The organism is Sphingobacteruim zhuxiongii, assembly GCF_009557615.1.
Classification (GTDB): domain Bacteria; phylum Bacteroidota; class Bacteroidia; order Sphingobacteriales; family Sphingobacteriaceae; genus Sphingobacterium; species Sphingobacterium zhuxiongii.
Genome location: NZ_CP045652.1, coordinates 2,709,695 through 2,727,187, shown reverse-complemented (window position 1 = coordinate 2,727,187; position 17,493 = coordinate 2,709,695). Strand labels below are relative to the sequence as shown.

18 protein-coding genes are annotated in these 17,493 nt (G+C 39.4%); 12 read left to right on the top strand and 6 right to left on the bottom strand.

What is annotated here, in order from left to right:
* Window positions 1-111 precede the first annotated feature (111 nt).
* The 4 genes from GFH32_RS11690 (at window position 112) to GFH32_RS11675 (ending at window position 5,469) form a co-directional block, all read left to right on the top strand.
* Window positions 112-1,854, top strand: coding sequence for an FISUMP domain-containing protein (locus tag GFH32_RS11690; RefSeq protein WP_153511768.1), 1,743 nt, complete (start codon window positions 112-114; stop codon window positions 1,852-1,854).
* Window positions 1,855-2,603: 749 nt separating this feature from the next.
* The gene (locus GFH32_RS11685) at window positions 2,604-2,807 is read left to right on the top strand and encodes a hypothetical protein (protein ID WP_153511767.1); all 204 of its coding nucleotides are present in this window, start codon (window positions 2,604-2,606) and stop codon (window positions 2,805-2,807) included.
* 1,230 nt (window positions 2,808-4,037) lie between these two features.
* Entirely contained in the window at window positions 4,038-4,229 is a 192-nt protein-coding gene (locus GFH32_RS11680; RefSeq protein WP_153511766.1) for a hypothetical protein, read from the top strand.
* Window positions 4,230-4,911: 682 nt separating this feature from the next.
* Window positions 4,912-5,469, top strand: coding sequence for a ferritin-like domain-containing protein (locus tag GFH32_RS11675; protein ID WP_153511765.1), 558 nt, complete (start codon window positions 4,912-4,914; stop codon window positions 5,467-5,469).
* A 257-nt stretch (window positions 5,470-5,726) separates the two neighbouring features.
* On the opposite strand, the gene GFH32_RS18570 is transcribed toward GFH32_RS11675, so the two are convergent.
* The 5 genes from GFH32_RS18570 to GFH32_RS11655 all read right to left on the bottom strand — a co-directional run bounded on the left by GFH32_RS18570 (window position 5,727) and on the right by GFH32_RS11655 (window position 10,328).
* On the bottom strand, window positions 5,727-6,503 hold the full coding sequence (locus tag GFH32_RS18570; RefSeq protein WP_317162860.1) for a TraM recognition domain-containing protein: 777 nt from the start codon (window positions 6,501-6,503) through the stop codon (window positions 5,727-5,729).
* Complete coding sequence (locus tag GFH32_RS18565; RefSeq protein WP_317162859.1) at window positions 6,476-7,720, bottom strand: YWFCY domain-containing protein; 1,245 nt, start codon at window positions 7,718-7,720, stop codon at window positions 6,476-6,478. Before GFH32_RS18565 ends, GFH32_RS18570 begins: the two co-directional genes overlap by 28 nt.
* Window positions 7,721-7,779: 59 nt before the next feature.
* Window positions 7,780-9,063, bottom strand: a complete 1,284-nt coding sequence (locus GFH32_RS11665; RefSeq protein ID WP_153511764.1) for a relaxase/mobilization nuclease domain-containing protein — start codon at window positions 9,061-9,063, stop codon at window positions 7,780-7,782.
* On the bottom strand, window positions 9,048-9,440 hold the full coding sequence (locus tag GFH32_RS11660) for a plasmid mobilization protein (protein ID WP_153511763.1): 393 nt from the start codon (window positions 9,438-9,440) through the stop codon (window positions 9,048-9,050). The genes GFH32_RS11665 and GFH32_RS11660 overlap by 16 nt, the downstream gene beginning before the upstream one ends.
* A gap of 393 nt (window positions 9,441-9,833) precedes the next feature.
* Window positions 9,834-10,328 carry an RNA polymerase sigma factor gene (locus GFH32_RS11655; protein ID WP_153511762.1) on the bottom strand — a complete coding sequence of 165 codons (495 nt, stop codon included), beginning with the start codon at window positions 10,326-10,328 and terminating at the stop codon, window positions 9,834-9,836.
* 723 nt (window positions 10,329-11,051) lie between these two features.
* Here GFH32_RS11655 and GFH32_RS11650 point away from each other — a divergent pair.
* Genes GFH32_RS11650 through ligD form a run of 8 tightly spaced genes read left to right on the top strand, consistent with a single transcriptional unit; the run spans window position 11,052 to window position 16,723 of the window.
* Entirely contained in the window at window positions 11,052-11,714 is a 663-nt protein-coding gene (locus GFH32_RS11650) for a response regulator (protein WP_228384124.1), read from the top strand.
* 56 nt (window positions 11,715-11,770) lie between these two features.
* Entirely contained in the window at window positions 11,771-12,613 is an 843-nt protein-coding gene (locus GFH32_RS11645; RefSeq protein ID WP_153511761.1) for a DNA polymerase ligase N-terminal domain-containing protein, read from the top strand.
* An 18-nt stretch (window positions 12,614-12,631) separates the two neighbouring features.
* Entirely contained in the window at window positions 12,632-12,913 is a 282-nt protein-coding gene (locus tag GFH32_RS11640) for a transposase (RefSeq protein ID WP_153509217.1), read from the top strand.
* Window positions 12,859-13,794, top strand: a complete 936-nt coding sequence (locus tag GFH32_RS11635) for an IS3 family transposase (RefSeq protein ID WP_153509216.1) — start codon at window positions 12,859-12,861, stop codon at window positions 13,792-13,794. The genes GFH32_RS11640 and GFH32_RS11635 overlap by 55 nt, the downstream gene beginning before the upstream one ends.
* Window positions 13,795-13,825: 31 nt before the next feature.
* Window positions 13,826-14,155: an ATP-dependent DNA ligase gene (locus tag GFH32_RS11630; protein WP_153511760.1), complete on the top strand. Its 330-nt coding sequence runs from the start codon at window positions 13,826-13,828 to the stop codon at window positions 14,153-14,155.
* A gap of 44 nt (window positions 14,156-14,199) precedes the next feature.
* Window positions 14,200-14,481, top strand: a complete 282-nt coding sequence (locus tag GFH32_RS11625) for a transposase (protein WP_153509217.1) — start codon at window positions 14,200-14,202, stop codon at window positions 14,479-14,481.
* Window positions 14,427-15,362, top strand: a complete 936-nt coding sequence (locus GFH32_RS11620; protein ID WP_153511759.1) for an IS3 family transposase — start codon at window positions 14,427-14,429, stop codon at window positions 15,360-15,362. Before GFH32_RS11625 ends, GFH32_RS11620 begins: the two co-directional genes overlap by 55 nt.
* Window positions 15,363-15,385: 23 nt before the next feature.
* Entirely contained in the window at window positions 15,386-16,723 is a 1,338-nt protein-coding gene (gene ligD / locus GFH32_RS11615) for a DNA ligase D (RefSeq protein ID WP_153511758.1), read from the top strand.
* Here ligD and ku read toward each other — a convergent pair.
* Window positions 16,720-17,475: a non-homologous end joining protein Ku gene (ku, locus tag GFH32_RS11610; RefSeq protein ID WP_153511757.1), complete on the bottom strand. Its 756-nt coding sequence runs from the start codon at window positions 17,473-17,475 to the stop codon at window positions 16,720-16,722. The two genes, ligD and ku, sit on opposite strands and share 4 nt — an antisense overlap.
* Between the last annotated feature and the right edge of the window lie 18 nt (window positions 17,476-17,493).

Below are 17,493 nucleotides of genomic sequence, written 5' to 3'. Positions count from 1 at the left end.
GTAGCTATGCAACTACATTGAGAAATTTTTGGCCAGGTGTTTTCCGTTTTGGTTAGTCAATATTCTAGTTTTGTGCGTTTTTAACACACACATCACTAATATATCATATCTATGAATGACAAGTCTTTTCAGGTTATCCTTCTTGCGGCACTTATCTATGCTAGTTTTCAGCTTGTAGGCTGCTCGAAAGATGTTGAACAGAAACCGGTTGAACAAGGGGCACAAGGGATATCTTTTGCTGTAGATGCAGTTGAATCAGAGTTGTCCGCAAGCAGTGGAGCAGGGCGATCAACCATAAAATCTACATCCACTGGTAACAAACCTTCTTTGAAGCTATTGCAGCAGGAAGTATATGAATTAAAAGATCAGCCTTTTGAGGTTGTAGCATCCATCTACGAGGAAAACTCATCTACGGCAGCTAGTTCATCTAGCAACGAGGCTAAAGCAAGTATAGGAGCATCATCTGCAAAAACAACGATGCAGAATAATAGAAAATATCGAGTTCTTTTATTTGACAAGGATGATAAATTTATCACAGCAATGGATGGAACTGTTGGGGTAACGACTCCGTCGTATGCAGGGGCAAATAGAAACGCAAAATACAAATGGAAAGCTTACTCATATGATACTAACGCTGATATCTTTCCTGCTATTCCAGCGAATCCTACGCAAGCAAATTTCAATCTAGCCAATACGAATGTCAGTGGCTTGCTCTATGCTTCTGGAGAAATAACAACTTCAAATACCGTTAACGACAATAACAAAGTCAATATTTTATTCAAAAGACAGACAGCTATTATCGACGTAGTCTTTAGTGGTCGCGGCATGTTCGATAAAATATCTGCATTAGTGGGCATAGCAAACCTACCGATTTATGTGGCGGGAAACTTTGACCTGAAGCAAGGTCTTTACACAAGTTACGGAAGTGTAACCAATACGAGTGTTGTGAATACCGCATCAACGGTTTCATCAAAAAATGACACCATTCGAACGCAAACCTTCTATACCATTAATCCTTCGCAAGCAATAAATTCTTACGGCGTATCTTTATCATCTCTGACTTTTCCAACTGATCGTGGAATCGCTCGGACATTCAGTAGTAAATTAAATTTTAATTTCACCAAGTCCTTTACGCCGCAACTCGGAAAACGATACAAAATTATAATCGATTTTTTAACGACCTTTAGAAATGTGAATAATACCGGAGGTGATGTGGATTGGGCCTATCATAATCTGTTTTATAACGACGCGACAAAAGTATATGGCTTTAGACATTACAATTCAAACGTCTATGAGAAAGGTGTTTCAGCGGGTGGTTCCAATAGTGGAGAGTATTTCAACTGGAAAGCAGCAAAGCCTGGAAATGGACAGAATACAGGCGTGGTCGATCCATGTACTTTAGTTTATCCCGCAGGTCGATGGAGAATGCCAACAACTGCTGAGTTTAATACTATAGACAAGATTCCAAACGGTACAACGCAAGACATCAGAAAGTCGAATGCAAGATCGGCCGACCCTGTTCGCTATATTGATACGCGCTTAGGGATTGGAGGTTTTCCTCCGTATGATAACGATACCAACGGCTTACCCATGTTGATGCTTGGGTACCGACGTGCTGGAAGTGAAACGATTGCGGAATATAATACAAGAAACGGCAATCCATCATATCTTTACTACTGGACATCCAATCAGGCATCTGTTACTAATAACGCAAATTATTTTAGAATTACGAATAATTCTTCATCGGGTTCAACGATGAGTGTGTCCAATAATCTCAATAGAGTTAAAACCGATGGTTTGAATATTCGATGCGTAAGAAATCGATCCTATGTATACCAGCCTAATATCAATTAGTCGAATCGAAGATATTTAATATGATAGTTAACATTGCCAGCCCCTATATGGGGCATTTTTTCTTTCTTGAGGCAACGTGTACCCGTGAATTATAACAGTAGCATGCAACAGAACAAAATTAGCGCCCCATTAATAGGCTAACGAGACGCTTTTACACTTTTGCATCATACTACTAATGCATCAGCAAAATTATCAATATTATATTGGAATAAAAAAAAGTAGTTTAATGTCTTGTAGTCAATTATTTATGGAAAGTGCTGAAGCACCTAATATTAACAAAGGAAGTGAAGAAATCCCCCTCAGTGTTGGATAAATTATTTTTATGAAAAAATAGAGAGCCGTTTGCCAGATCGAAAAATATTGTGCTATCAGTTAACACAAAGAATCAATTTGAAGGTACTTTAATAATAAGTGGTACGGGAGAAAATTAAATAGCCCCAATTTTAGGGGCTATAACGAATTGAAATTACGAGCTTCAATCATGGGTTGTAATAATGTCAGCTAAATAACAATGAAGTCGAACATCTGTTTGCCTAATTATAAAATAATTAATTCAATATCGCTTAACTTAATTGAAGCTCATTAATCATCTACAATATGTTGGCCGATCGATTAATCTTTCAAACTTTGAAATAAAAGACTATCTTTAATATACTCCAATCTATTTTTTCTAGTACGAAACACCTAATACTCCGTTTAGATCGATTGTTAAAATTCCATTGTTTGTTAACTTTTATAAAAAGTGCATTATGAAAAATCTATCATTAAAAGCGGTTATTCTTCAAATAATCCACGATCGAAAATTGCTCGGTAGCATCGAATCATTTCCTGGATTTGACGAATGTTTAAGCGCATTAGAGCGGGATGGCCTGATTGTGCGCGTTGAGCCTTTTGGCGTGGAATTCGGTATTACCGAGGAAGGCATTAGGTTCCTCCACATCAGTCAAGTATGAAGCGACAACTTAGTTGAAGAGGGGAGAGAGCCGAAATTATTATTCGTCATTTGGACACAGCGTCGCCTCTTAATTTGGGTATTGTTGGGATTGAATGTCCAAGTAGTGCAGCATCGGTTGCAGCAAATCAGCTCTTGGAATAAAAACACTGAATTTTTAAGCAAAATGTCCTGAGACATAACTTAAAAAATTATGAAGATCCCAGCTTCTATACTGCTTACTAACTTGCTGAGAAAGCGATTTCGAAAAAAATAGAATTTTGATATTCTATTACCTTATGTAAAATAATCAAGCCCTGCTGACGCTTTCTGAAACCGATCAGTTCATCCATCTCTTCTAGTTTCTGCATTTTCAACTGCTATTTTTTTCTTTTTCCGGATGTTTGACAAGATGCGTTCTGTAGTGTGTCAGGCAATTTTCCTCCTATCTTCAGCTTTTGATTTTGAAAATGAATGTTGGAACAGCATTGTTCAAACCTAAGAGCATTTGCTCGATGACAAAATATTTTATTTAAAACGTACAATCCAATAGCGAAAATTTCAATTCGGTAACCACACAAAGAGATTTGGAATTATTGGATTAAATGATGGTGTAGCAGGTTTATTTGTGCGTAGATCAGGAGTCGAAGACGATATTAAAGTAAAAGTCCATATCACTTAAAATGTCGTAGCTGGGCAAGAAAGAATTAATGAAACGAACGTACGAATCGCATAAAAATACTCTATTTGTTTTTCATGAGACAGCGAATGTAACGTACATTTATAATGTTTTTCTGCTTGACGATACAATGATCATTGAAATAGATCCATTTTACCCGCATAATTTATGCTAACGGTAAACCATAATTAAAGTTTTTTAACCTTCACGTTGAAAAAATACTAAACAATAATTTACCATATCTTGTACCATTGAACATTCAATCTATGAAAGATAATAACTAGGCAAGAGCTCTAAATCCCCCTATAATCAACGCTTGTGATTCAGCTAGTTATTAGCCAATCGTGCTCCGGCGAGTTAATTTCTCATTCCTAGCGTATTTCGATAATTCTCAAACCACACTCGGGGTGATTAATCGAGCGGATTCACTAAATAGCTACGACAACCTATATGCTAAATCATGTGATTAGATTGTTTACTATCAGTGGATACTTTGCTGCGGATTCGTATATTAAATTACTGGCTATTCCATATCTCGAGCAAACTATTCGTTTCCAAAGGGGTTTATTGAATATGAAAAAAATTTTCTTGGAAAAATTGATCCGTGAGGGTTATCATGTACTCGACAATGGAAGACCGAAGAAAGTAGAAGGTAATATTTGGGCATATTTGGATGATCTTGAAGAGGATGAAGACGTATTGGTGTTAGGAGACTTATTGACTTGGATCGATGTGGAGCTTTCTACTATCAAGCTAAATGCCTAAACGTCATCTCAACATTGTTTGAATCAACCGTATATCCGTGTCTCCTTGATATACGTTTTGGAAAATCCAACTACCGAACGACGTTTTGTGCTATCAATTTTCAGGATAGCGTAGGTTTCCTTTCCGTTTATAAAAACTTCTAAAGGCGCCAATCGCGTTCGCCGATCTATTTAATTAACTGTTTACCTCAACGCTCTCTTTGTCATAACTGCTGATATTTAAACGTATTTATAGAATGGTTAATCATGCCTTATTAGTCTCCAATTTTTGTTTCGAATTCCAATGCGTTGAAATCTACAGCGGATCAATTCGAATTCATTGATTTTTTTGAAAACTGTTACCGCAATTGTTAATATGATAAGTGAAATTTCTGCAGACAATGACATCATTACTGTCAAAATGCTTTATCACTCCATTTTCCTCTAAAGCAACAATCCAGCAGGAATTTTGATGCATCCCATAGTCAATAATAAAAACTGCGTGCCCCTTGCCTAATGGCGTATCAACTAGAATGGTAGGGTTCAACTGATGTATCATGTGTTTCGAGTTAATGTGCGCTAAGTATAACATGTTTAACAATTGATTGTTTGAAGATCATCGAAACAATAAAAAAATCAGCAGAAATGCGAACTAAATGACTAGACCAACTGTTCTTCAATAAATCAACTAATGTAAAAACGATATGGCAACTACAAAAAAAGAAACTAGCGGAAGCGCAGCAAACAAAGAAACGAAAGTGAAAGCAAAAGCTGATGCCGCAAAGGACTTACAGGATTTGTTCGAAGATGGATTAAAAGATATCTATTGGGCGGAGAAAGAGTTGGTTAAGGCTTTGCCGAAGATGGAGAAAAATGCCAGCTCGAAAGCATTGAAAACTGCCCTCGCTTCGCATTTGAAGGAGACCAAAGAACACGTTTCCCGCCTCGACGATGTATTTAAATCCATCGGCGTAAAGGCAGAAGCGGTGAAATGCGATGCTATGGCAGGACTTTTGGAAGAAGGTGAGGGTATCATGGAAGAAACTGCAATTGGTGCTGTTCGTGATGCAGGCATTATTGCTGCTTCGCAAAAAGTGGAACACTACGAGATCGCTACCTATGGCACTTTAGCCGCTTTTGCAAAAGTGCTAAGCCATAAAGAGGCCTTAAAATTCCTCCTTCAGACACTTAAAGAGGAAAAAGCCTGCGATGAGAACTTAACGGCACTCGCCGATACAAATCTTAATTCTAAAGCAGAATAGGAGTGTATATGTTTTTTATTCTAATGCCGTCTGCCATCAGACGGCATTTTTTGAACTTTCACCCCGAATGAGTGAAAGGAACGACCGTTTCGAGGTATGTATGCCTTGAGTAGATATTAAGGTATACCTAGCGTTGCACCATAGTCATTATTGATGAGCTGTGAAAATTTGAGGCGATGCAAACCAACCCTTATAAACATTTGCTGCTTAGGGACCATCAAGCGGCCTGCCCAACCCTATAAAATGTAACAGCTCAGTTAGTGGCGCTTTCTTACTATTAAATAAGAGAGTGTGGGCGTGTTGGATATACGTTGTATCTCCTGGAATGCGAGTTCCTGAATGTCTTTTTTTATTTGAAGATAATTTGAGTTTACTTGGCCTGGAGTAATCTGCCGAACAATAGGCAACTTTTCGTAGCTACTAATTTCTTCCTTTATTTCCTCATGCTGAAGGCGAACAGAAGCATGAAATATCTTGAGGTCTATTCGATCTGTTGGATTATCGGCGACCATCCCGACGAAATCCCCTGAGCTCAAGGAAGAAATTTTAGAGGCAGGGATGGCATTTTCCAATTGCTTAGAGCGGCTAATGGAGGTCTCGCTACTGTTTAAAGAATAGCTCTCTCGGTCCTGCATAATTTTTCCAAATCGCTCTGCCAATTGCCTTGCTGTGTCGCCATTCACCTGACCAGCAATTAAGTTTCCGGAAATGTTCATGATGACGTCAGAAAGTTCACGACCGTAGTCTTTGCGAAGCTGGCTGAGATCTTGAACAGCGATGCAGGTTGATACCAGGTTATCTCTGGCTGTAGCGATCAAACTATCAATGTTGTTGAGGTATATCGTAGGAAACTCATCAAATATGAGGCTCGACTTCATTAGTCCTTTCTGATTTACCGATTTGACGAGCCTATTGATATATAGGGATAACACTGCGCCGAAAATATGGATCTTTTGTGGATTGTTGCCCATGGTGACGATTTTGGGCTCCTTGGGATTGTTAATATCTAGGGTAAAATCGTTTCCCGATAACACATAATAAAGTTGGGGCGAAGAAATCCTCTCCAAAGCAATTTTTGTCGAGCGATCTGTCCCTCCAGCTGCTCCATAGCATCATTTAAGTAGGCGGTTATAAAAGGGTTAATAAGCACGTCAATTTCATTTTCCACGCGTAGAATGGAGAATAGCGTATCGTAGTCTAGCTGTAACAGCTCAATCACATGGGGGAGTGTGCAGAACTCGCCCTCGCGATAACAGCGTAAATACCAAATAATAGCTGTTAAAAAATTAATGGGCGATTCGACAAAGAAATCCCCTTGGCGCTTAATCCATTCGCGATTTAGACCCAACAATATGGTTCGAGCACTTTCTGCCGCATCGGTGATATCTATCATCGTGACAGGATCGAGCGGGTTACATCGATGTGATCGCGACAAATCGTCGAAGTTGATGCTGTAAAACGTGATTGCACCCCCATGAGTGCGCTTATATTGGAGGTGATGATTGTAGGCTATCGTGCTGAGGTCATCGAATTTGAAATCATAAATGAACATGCTAAAGCCTTTCTGAATTTGCTGAGAGATGATGTGTCGAATGATAAAGTATGATTTCCCGGATCCGGGTGTTCCCTGTACTAATATCCCTCGAAACGGATTGATAATATTAATCCAGCTCTTACGCCACTTATTTTTCAAGCGATAGGTCGCAGGAAGGTTAATGGAATATTCATTTGTTAAGTAGTCCTCTTGTTGGGGAAACGTCTCGTTTTGATGATTGAATATATCTTGCTGATTGATGGAGGAATATATGATTTTTGAAATCCAGGTTGCGCCTGCTAAAAATGTCAACATGCCGATCGAGGTGATGAGAACATAAGCATAAAACCGAGTGGCGAAACTCGCCGCTGCTAACCAGCTAAGCTCACTTAAGAAATAGCCCCCTAAACCTACTGACATCGTCCATATGGCCTTGCGTAGGCTTAATTTTTCGCTCTTTCGTCCCCTGGCGCCTAGCAAGGAGATCAATAGAAATGCTAGCGCGAGTAGTTTGGCTGTCAAGGATCGATTAAATAGACCCGTTGCGCGAATGTTCAACAGGATGCGATCGAGAAAATCGTGCTGCCATTTCGCTTGCTTAAAAACGGCATATCCAATCTCATAGAAATGGAGGAGGAGTGACGCTATTGCAATCCATCGCGTTAAGTCAATGATTTTACGAAGTGCTTGTTCATTTTCTCCAGTTTGTAAAGCCATGATGAAAGTGTTAAGGTTGTCATATATGGGTTCGATCCGAACTTATCGGAGCCTTTTAATTATTGGCGTAATGATTTCTTTCGCTTTTTCTTTGGTGCCCTCCATGGATTGGGCAAGTATTCATTGGGTAAGCTGGAATACCATAAATCGTTGAGCATATCCGTCACACTTCCTAATAACAGCTGATAATTCCTGTCAAATGCGTTCACCTCTGAAGGTCGAAGTGTGGGTTGGACTAGTTTTTCGTTCCTGTGGGGCAATTGCTTGAAGCGCAGGGGTTGCTCTGTGTGCAGCATAAATTTCGCTAAAATGGCCTTGGCGCTGTAAGATTTCCCGAGCTCACTGCCGTTAAAAACGCAACGATTCTTATGATCTATATAAGTCAACCCATAAATATCGCCGTTGGTATTCTGGCGAATGAGCAACTGTATACCTTGCTGCAGCAGCTTGCTATTCAAACCCGCTAGCGATCGTATATTGCCCTGCATCACTTGGCTTATGGCATGGATACTTTTTATTTTAAGCTGTTTTCTCGAAGCTTCATTGCGTTTAAACCGACGCTTTAAATTGACTAAAGTAGGGTTGTTATAAAACGAACTAGCCTTGATGGGTACCCCTACGGGTATGCCCTGATCATCTAGCAAGCGAAAGCTTAAACCCTGATGCCGGTAAGATCTGGAGTTTTCACTTCCACGGTCCGCTAGGATATGATACTGACGAAGAATGGCATTCAACTGAAATAGACTGCTGAAATTATAAGTATCCAACACCGCCTCCAACACATTCTGAATGGATGCTTTGGTCTGGCTAGTGCCGTAATGCACCTTAGTAACATCGATTGATTTTGGCCGATGTGTCGTCTTTAGCTTGCTGTCTTCCGCTTTTATCAAGTGAAAATTTAGCTCGATGAATTGACGGATCTTTTCGGATTGATGACGGCCGATGTTGTGCATGTCGATGCGACTGCCATCGGAACGTACCTCGGTACTCAGCAGGTGAATATGAGGGTGAGCGGCATCATGGTGTTGGTAAATCAGGAACGGCTGCGCTGCGAAGCCAATGCCAGCCATATAAACCTTCGCGATCTCGACTAACCTCTCTGGGGATAAATCTTTGTCCGAGGGATCAAAGTTTAAGGAAATATGAACGCTATTTCGGGTAACCTTGCTGTTTAATGCCGTTTGCTGCAATAACCGATTCAGGCGCATGGCGGCGGTCATCTCCTGCGCATCCATCGGGTAGTTTATCGCAGCAAGGCATTCTGCTACGCCCCTCATAACTTTGTTTTCATTGTACAGAAATATCCGTCGAATGGAGCTTCCGGTTTTTATGACTGCAACCATACTTCCCCCATTTTTTTAATGACGAGCTTTATTTCCTGTATTTTATCGGCGATTATCCTGTTTTGCAGTTGTTGATTGCGTATCCAAGCTTGCAGATCTGTCTGCTGCGGGAAGAGGTATAGTTTCTTTACCGCTTGATTCAAGTTGACGCCAATGGCATTCAGCTCATTTCGCAGCTGAATAAGTAGGGTCATGCTCTCGTCGATTGACTGATTACGGTAATATTTAACAATGGGTTTACGCAGCAGAAGGGATCGAAGATACTCACTCAACTTTCTACTTGTCGATCGTTTCCTACTGTTTTCTAATTGTTGAAATTCTTCAATGGTTACACGAATTCCAATAATTCGGGTCCTATTTTGCTTCTCCTTATCCATTAGCTTTCCCTCTATCGCGTTGCTCCCGTGAAAGTTCAAAACCACGAGTTCCGAGTGTGGTTTAACATTGCGGTTGTTTAACAACCGGACATCTTGCCGATTGCAACAGACCAGCAATCCAATGTGCTTAATTTAGGTAAGGAAAATCGGTTTTGCCTATCCTCATTGCATTTTGCATAGGATATAACCAGACTACAAAAAAAAAATAATGCTAATGGTTAAGGATGAAAATGAAATTGTACCGGTCGAGCATAATGTCTCTGCATTTGGTTGCTAGGATTTAATGAAATATTTAATTCTTCAATTTGTTACCGGAAATAATGCTTCTTCTTTTAGGGGCTGCCCGTTCAAGTAAAAAGGAGCCCCTATTGTCAAGTTAGACAGGCAAGCAAGTTAAAGGGCATACACCTGCAGTTTTTTTTTCAAGAACTTGCGAATGCTGTGTATCCGCGTTTTAATGGTGCCTTCTTTCATATTCATATGTTCGGCTATTTCATAATATTTAAAACCCTCTAAATACATTGAAATAATTTGATAGTTCTCTCCGGACAGTAATTTTAAAGCATCCTGCACATCCTTTAAAACAAACAGAGACTCCGCTTTATTACCTATCCTACTATTGAAAGATTGTGTATATGAAATTTCCTTCTCAGCACTTCTTCTAACAATTTCGCGACGGTACTTATTTAAATAAATGTTCTTCATAATGACATACAGCCAGGAAATCAATTTGGGATGCTTAGTAAATTTCTCTAAAGAATTTAACGATCGAATGAATGTCTCTTGTACTAAATCGTCCTTCTCAACAGGATCGTTTGTGAAATTATTCGCAAGTCGCATAAGAACTGGTGAACTTTCAAGGATGGTCGTGTTTAGATTCGTTTTCATGTAGAGTCGATTAATGCGTTAAAATATTGTACCTATATAACGCGTTGATTATAAGGATGTTTTGTGTTGTTTGTGCTGATTTGTCAAAACACGTATTAATACCTGTTGTACGTATGAAACACGGTTGTGAAAGTCTAAGCAAATGCAAAGAAAATTAGATGCTTTTTTGCTCAACTACTTTTACTTCGACTCTAAATTTTTACTTGGTTTATAAATCTAATACACTTGTTTTCGTGTTAGTATAACCTTCTTGAATTGGTGTAATTTTGTGAATGCGTTAAATACCTGTTAGTCGATTTTCTCATACCTATTTGTGCCATTTGGGGCTTGGTTTGACGCTCCTAACGGAGAATTATCTGTATTTTTAAGCGTTATCATTGCTGAATAGATCCCCATTGCTAAATAAAACAGAGCTGCCTGACAGGTTTACGATTATCAAGTCCTATTTTTAGAAAGCATGGTACGTTGAATGATGTCTACTAATTTTCTGCTTAAGATTTTTATTCGGTAAACGCCGCGTAAAATTTTTGGTTCAAGGAAGCAATTAATGGAAGAATGAAATTTTTCTGAACTATAATGGACGTTCAACTGTCCGATGAAAACATAGGTATTGGCAAAGCATGAAAGGATAGGTTATTAAGCATGTGGCCTTGAATGGCATGCCTAACGGAAAATTTGGAAACAGTTCAATAATGCAGATAACTTTAGAAATTAAATAGCTCAATGATGGAAAAGGTGAAGATACTATTGGCAGAAGATCATTTGGTGGTAAGAAATGGAATTAAGCTGTTGCTCGATACACAGCAAACATTTCAAGTGATTGCTGATGTGAATAACGGAAAACAGGTTTTAGACTTATTAGATTCGGGAGTAGAAACGGATATTGTGCTAACGGACATCGGAATGCTGGAGATGGACGGAATGCAGCTTATCCAAGAATTAGCAGAGCGATATCCGCAAATCAAAGTAATTGTATTAACAATGTTAGATTGCGAACAATACGTAACGCGGGCGTTTGAATCGGGTGCCAAAGGTTACTTGATTAAGAACGTTGGTGCCGAGGAAATGATTTTCTGTATTAAACACGTGAGCAATGGTGGACGTTATCTATGTGAAGAATTATCCATGAGCTTTGTTGAAAAAGCGATTGTTAAAAATAATGTTCAGCCTATTGTTAGTAATCCCGTCGATTTCGATCTCTCAGAAAGAGAGCAGGAAGTGTTGAATCTATTGGGGGAGGGCTATACGAATCAAGAAATTGCAAAAATGCTGTTCATAAGTAAGCGAACGGTAGAGGGGCACCGCCAAAATTTAATTGAAAAGACGAAGGCTAAAAACACGCCTGCTTTAATCAAGTTTGCTGTGTTAATGGGGCTTATTCGTTAGGCAAAAAGGAGGCGATTCGCAAACATTTAGTTCATCGTCTTGTTCTACAAGTAAGTATGGCAAGTCTACAACCTTATCAGCAGAAACGTGATTTCGAAAAAACCAATGAGCCGCGCGGAACCTCAAAAAAGTCCCGCAAACAAGGTCTGCGTTTCGTGGTACAGCGGCATCATGCGAGCCGGCTGCATTATGATTTCCGGCTGGAATTAGATGGCGTCTTAAAAAGTTGGGCCATTCCCAAAGGGCCCTCGATGAACCCAATCGACAAACGACTGGCCGTCCGCGTCGAAGATCACCCACTAGAATATGCGCATTTTGAAGGTACCATTCCCAGAGGGAATTATGGCGCTGGAACGGTCTCCATTTTTGACTCTGGATACTATGAATTTGTTGCAGATAAAACTGAGAAGGGATTTCTCAAGAGTCTCAAGGAGGGTAGTATCAAATTTCGCCTGAACGGGAATCAATTGAAAGGCGAATTTGCTTTGGTTAAGATGAGACAAGCGGCAGAAGATCAATGGTTGCTAATTAAACATTCCGATGATTTTGCGACCTATCAGCCCTACGATATTGAGCAGCTCGTCGAGAAAGAAGTCGTCGAACAAGGAAAAAGGTTTAAAAAAAGGGAGTCTCCTATTGAAGTATCAACGGTAAAAGTCGAACCCATGCTCGCCAAACTCAGCAAGGAACTTCCCGACGGAGATGACTGGCTCTATGAAAAAAAATACGATGGATTCCGGGCTATAGCTATTTGTGGAGTTGGTCGTCCCAGCTTGGTTTCGCGCAACGGAAATCGACTTGATCAAAAGTTTCCATCGTTGATTCAAGAGTTGAAAAGGCTTTCGCGCCGTTGTATGGAGTTGCTACCTTTAAGTGGAGACAGATTTAAAATAAAATAGAATTAAATTTGTTAAGACATGGCAAGAATATTTGATGAGTCATTTAAAAAAATGGCAGTAGAGTTGTCCTCTCTAAAGGGCTCGGTTTTGGAAGCAGCAAAAGAGTTGGATCTAGATGCAAGTAGATTAAGTAAATGGCGTGTAGATCCTAGATATAATGGAGGTACACTATTACCAAAGAATGATAAATTAACTCCAGAGGAGCAAGAGATTAGGGAGTTAAAAAAGCGTTTAAAGGAAGCAGAATTAGAAAACGTAATCTTAAAAAAGGCGGTAGCCATCTTTTCCAAGGGCGACTGAGAAAATATGAGTTCATAAAATCGCATATGAACCTATTCGCAGTTGAAAAGATGTGCAAGATTATAAATACAAGCAGTAGTTCGTTTTACAAATGGATTTCTAGACCAAAAAGCAACAGAGATAAGAGAACAGAGGAATTATCTATACTGGTAAAACAAGCACATCAGGACAGTGACCAAATATACGGCAGTCCTCGAATTACTTTAGAACTGAATAAGAAAAATCATAAAATATCACGTTCTTATGTCGCCAGATTGATGAGAAAATTGAATCTAAGAAGCAAGATTCGGAAGAAATTTAAGATAACGACAGATTCCAAACACAGTTTTCAACTTGCTGAGAATCTCCTTGGAAGAAATTTCTTTACAGATGGCCTATCGCAAAAATGGGTTGGTGATATTACCTACATCAAGACTGGATCAGGATGGCTGTATCTTACTACTGTTATCGACCTTGCCGATAGAAAAATCATAGGTTGGTCGTTCAGTAATGACATGACGGCAGAGCATACAACTTTAAAAGCACTTAAAATGGCTATTGCACAAAGGAATGTAAAACAGGGTCTGATTTTCCACTCAGATAGAGGTGCTCAATATGCATGCAACGAGTTTAAGTCTTTCTTAGGAAAAAATGAAATTATCCAAAGTATGAGCAGGAAAGGTAATTGTTGGGATAACGCAGTCGCGGAAAGCTTCTTCAAAACACTAAAATGTGAATTAGTTTATCACAGAAAATTTGCAAACAGGGAAGCTGCGAGATTAGAAATCTTTAGATACATCGAAGGATTTTACCATCAAAAAAGAATCCATTCTGGATTAGGTAATAAAACACCAAATGAAATGGAAAAATTTTATAAATCAACTAGTTTATTAGTGGCATAAAAAGTCTCCACTTTTAAGTTGCAATTCCAGTATACTCGATGGCGAAATCGTGCTAGCGGATCAGCATGGGAAAGAGCATTTTCAGGGCTTGCAAGCCGGAGAACCTATTGCAAAGGCTTTGCAACTGCGGTATTATATATTCGACATCCTGGAACTTGATGAGATAAACCTACGAACTTATACTTTAATCGAGAGGAAGGAACTACTCGAACTCCTGTTGAGAAGAGCGAAGTTAAAGCACATTTTCCACGTTAAGCCAGTCGATCTGACTAATGGAGGAGGTATCGAAGAAGCAGCAGCACATCAGTGGGAGGGTATTATAGCTAAGCGGGCAGATAGTCAATGGAGTTGCTACCTTTAAGTGGAGACAGATTTAAAATAAAATAGAATTAAATTTGTTAAGACATGGCAAGAATATTTGATGAGTCATTTAAAAAAATGGCAGTAGAGTTGTCCTCTCTAAAGGGCTCGGTTTTGGAAGCAGCAAAAGAGTTGGATCTAGATGCAAGTAGATTAAGTAAATGGCGTGTAGATCCTAGATATAATGGAGGTACACTATTACCAAAGAATGATAAATTAACTCCAGAGGAGCAAGAGATTAGGGAGTTAAAAAAGCGTTTAAAGGAAGCAGAATTAGAAAACGTAATCTTAAAAAAGGCGGTAGCCATCTTTTCCAAGGGCGACTGAGAAAATATGAGTTCATAAAATCGCATATGAACCTATTCGCAGTTGAAAAGATGTGCAAGATTATAAATACAAGCAGTAGTTCGTTTTACAAATGGATTTCTAGACCAAAAAGCAACAGAGATAAGAGAACAGAGGAATTATCTATACTGGTAAAACAAGAACATCAGGACAGTGACCAAATATACGGCAGTCCTCGAATTACTTTAGAACTGAATAAGAAAAATCATAAAATATCACGTTCTTATGTCGCCAGATTGATGAGAAAATTGAATCTAAGAAGCAAGATTCGGAAGAAATTTAAGATAACGACAGATTCCAAACACAGTTTTCAACTTGCTGAGAATCTCCTTGGAAGAAATTTCTTTACAGATGGCCTATCGCAAAAATGGGTTGGTGATATTACCTACATCAAGACTGGATCAGGATGGCTGTATCTTACTACTGTTATCGACCTTGCCGATAGAAAAATCATAGGTTGGTCGTTCAGTAATGACATGACGGCAGAGCATACAACTTTAAAAGCACTTAAAATGGCTATTGCACAAAGGAATGTAAAACAGGGTCTGATTTTCCACTCAGATAGAGGTGCTCAATATGCATGCAACGAGTTTAAGTCTTTATTAGGAAAAAATGAAATTATCCAAAGTATGAGCAGGAAAGGTAATTGTTGGGATAACGCAGTCGCGGAAAGCTTCTTCAAAACACTAAAATGTGAATTAGTTTATCACAGAAAATTTGCAAACAGGGAAGCTGCGAGATTAGAAATCTTTAGATACATCGAAGGATTTTACCATCAAAAAAGAATCCATTCTGGATTAGGTAATAAAACACCAAATGAAATGGAAAAATTTTATAAATCAACTAGTTTATTAGTGGCATAAAAAGTCTCCACTTTTAAGTTGCAATTCCACAATACCTCGAGGGGCAGCGAAGCAGTGCTTGGTTGAAATATAAACTGCGAAACAGTCAACAGGCCGTCATTTGCGGTTTCACGGAGGCGCAGGGCCAGCAATCGGGTTTTGGCGCTCTCGTATTGGGCGCCTATGTGCAGGGGAAACTCATTTATATAGGCAACTGTGGTTCGGGATTTAAAGAGCGTGAACGAAAGGAAATTCTCGAAATCTTAGCGCCGCATCGAAGGAAAACAAAACCTTTTGATCATGCGGTGAAAGTTGCCAAGGAGAGCCAAGTGAGTTGGGTGGAACCCGAGCTGGTTTGCGAAGTATACTTTGCCGAATGGACGGGCGACAAGCATTTACGACATCCAGTATTTAAGGGTTTACGTGCTGATAAGGCAGCTGAGGATGCTAGCATGGAGATAGTTGCCGTTAATGAGATGGAACAAAGTCGTGTGGTTCAATTGGGTAGAAAAAAAGTAACGTTAACCAATCAAGATAAAATTTATTGGCCTCATGAGGGCCTCCGCAAAGGGGACATGTTAGCTTATTACGAACAAATGGGCAACTATCTGTTGCCGTATCTGAAAGATAAGCCTATCGCTATGAACAGATTTCCCGACGGGATTAAAGGGAAGAGTTTCTTTCAAAAAGACGTAGAGCCTAAACAGTTGCCCTCCTGGATGAAAACTGTTCCTATGGAAACGGCATCGAATAAGGAAACGATCGACTACTTGATATGCAATGATTTGGCGAGTTTACTGTATATTGCCAATTTGGGCTCCATTGAAATAAATTCCTGGCTTTCCACCTTCAAGAAACCGCAGATGCCAAAATTCGGGGTATTGGACTTGGATCCGAATGGGATGGATTTCCAAGAACTGAAAGCAGTCGCAAAGACTTGTAAAAAGCTTTTGGATAAGGCGGAGATCCCTGGATTCATAAAAACTTCCGGATCCTCAGGCTTTCACATTTACCTCCATGTAAATGAACAATACGACTATAGTTTAGTGCGGAACTTTATACAATTCCTTGCCCAGATGGTTCACGACCAACATCCTGAAACTACAAGCCTGGAACGTGCAGTCAAACAACGGCAGGGACTGATCTATCTGGATTTTCTTCAGAATAGACAAGGACAAACGATCGCAGCGCCTTATTCTGTGCGTCCTAAGCCAGGCGCTAGTGTTAGCACACCTATTTTTTGGGAGGAACTCAATGAGGATATCCAAATCACTAACTTCACAATCGATTCGCTTGTCGAGCGCCTTCGTACGAAGGCAGACCCCTGGGAAGCGATTTTTAAGACCAGAGTTGACATTAAAAGAGCTATAACAAAATTTTAGGCTAAACTGGCCTTTAGCTTTTCCAATAAATCGGAAGCTTTGGTGTTTTCTACATTGATTTTACGGATCGTAGCACGCTTGCCCTTGCTTTTCTGCTTAATAATTTTCAAAAGTGCTTCGCTGTGTTCGTTTTTGTATGCGGCTATATCGAAGGGTTTACTGTTTGCCTTAATTAATTGCAAGGCCATATCCATTTCTTGCTTCTTTATAGATATGTTGGCGGTATCTTTTATCGCGGATAGCGGTTGGATTTCCTCCTGAAAACGCAAAGTATTAAGGAGTAAAACATCTTCATAAGGTCTTACAATCACTAAATTTTCAACATTGCGCATAACAAAGGTTCCCAAACCGACGGTCTTTGATTTTTGCAATGCTTTACGCAATAATTGATATGCCTTCTCTCCTGACTTTTGAGGTTCCAAGTAATAGGGAGTATCGAAATAAATGCTGTCTACTTCCTTCCCTTGGACAAAGGTCTGCAAATTAATCATCTTATTTTTTTCGGGCATAGCGTCCTCAAAATCGGCATCTTCCAACACAACGTATTTATCTTTAAGTAGGTATCCTTTAACAATGTTGTCCCATGGAACCTCTTTTCCTGTTTTTTCATTCACACGTTTATATTTGATGTTCGAATGATCTTTTCGGTCTAACATATCGAGGTCCAAGCTGCTCGATTGCGTTGCACTGTAAATTTTAATCGGAATATTGACTAATCCGAAACCTATTGCTCCTGTCCAAATTGCTCTCATAATAAATGCTTTTGTTAT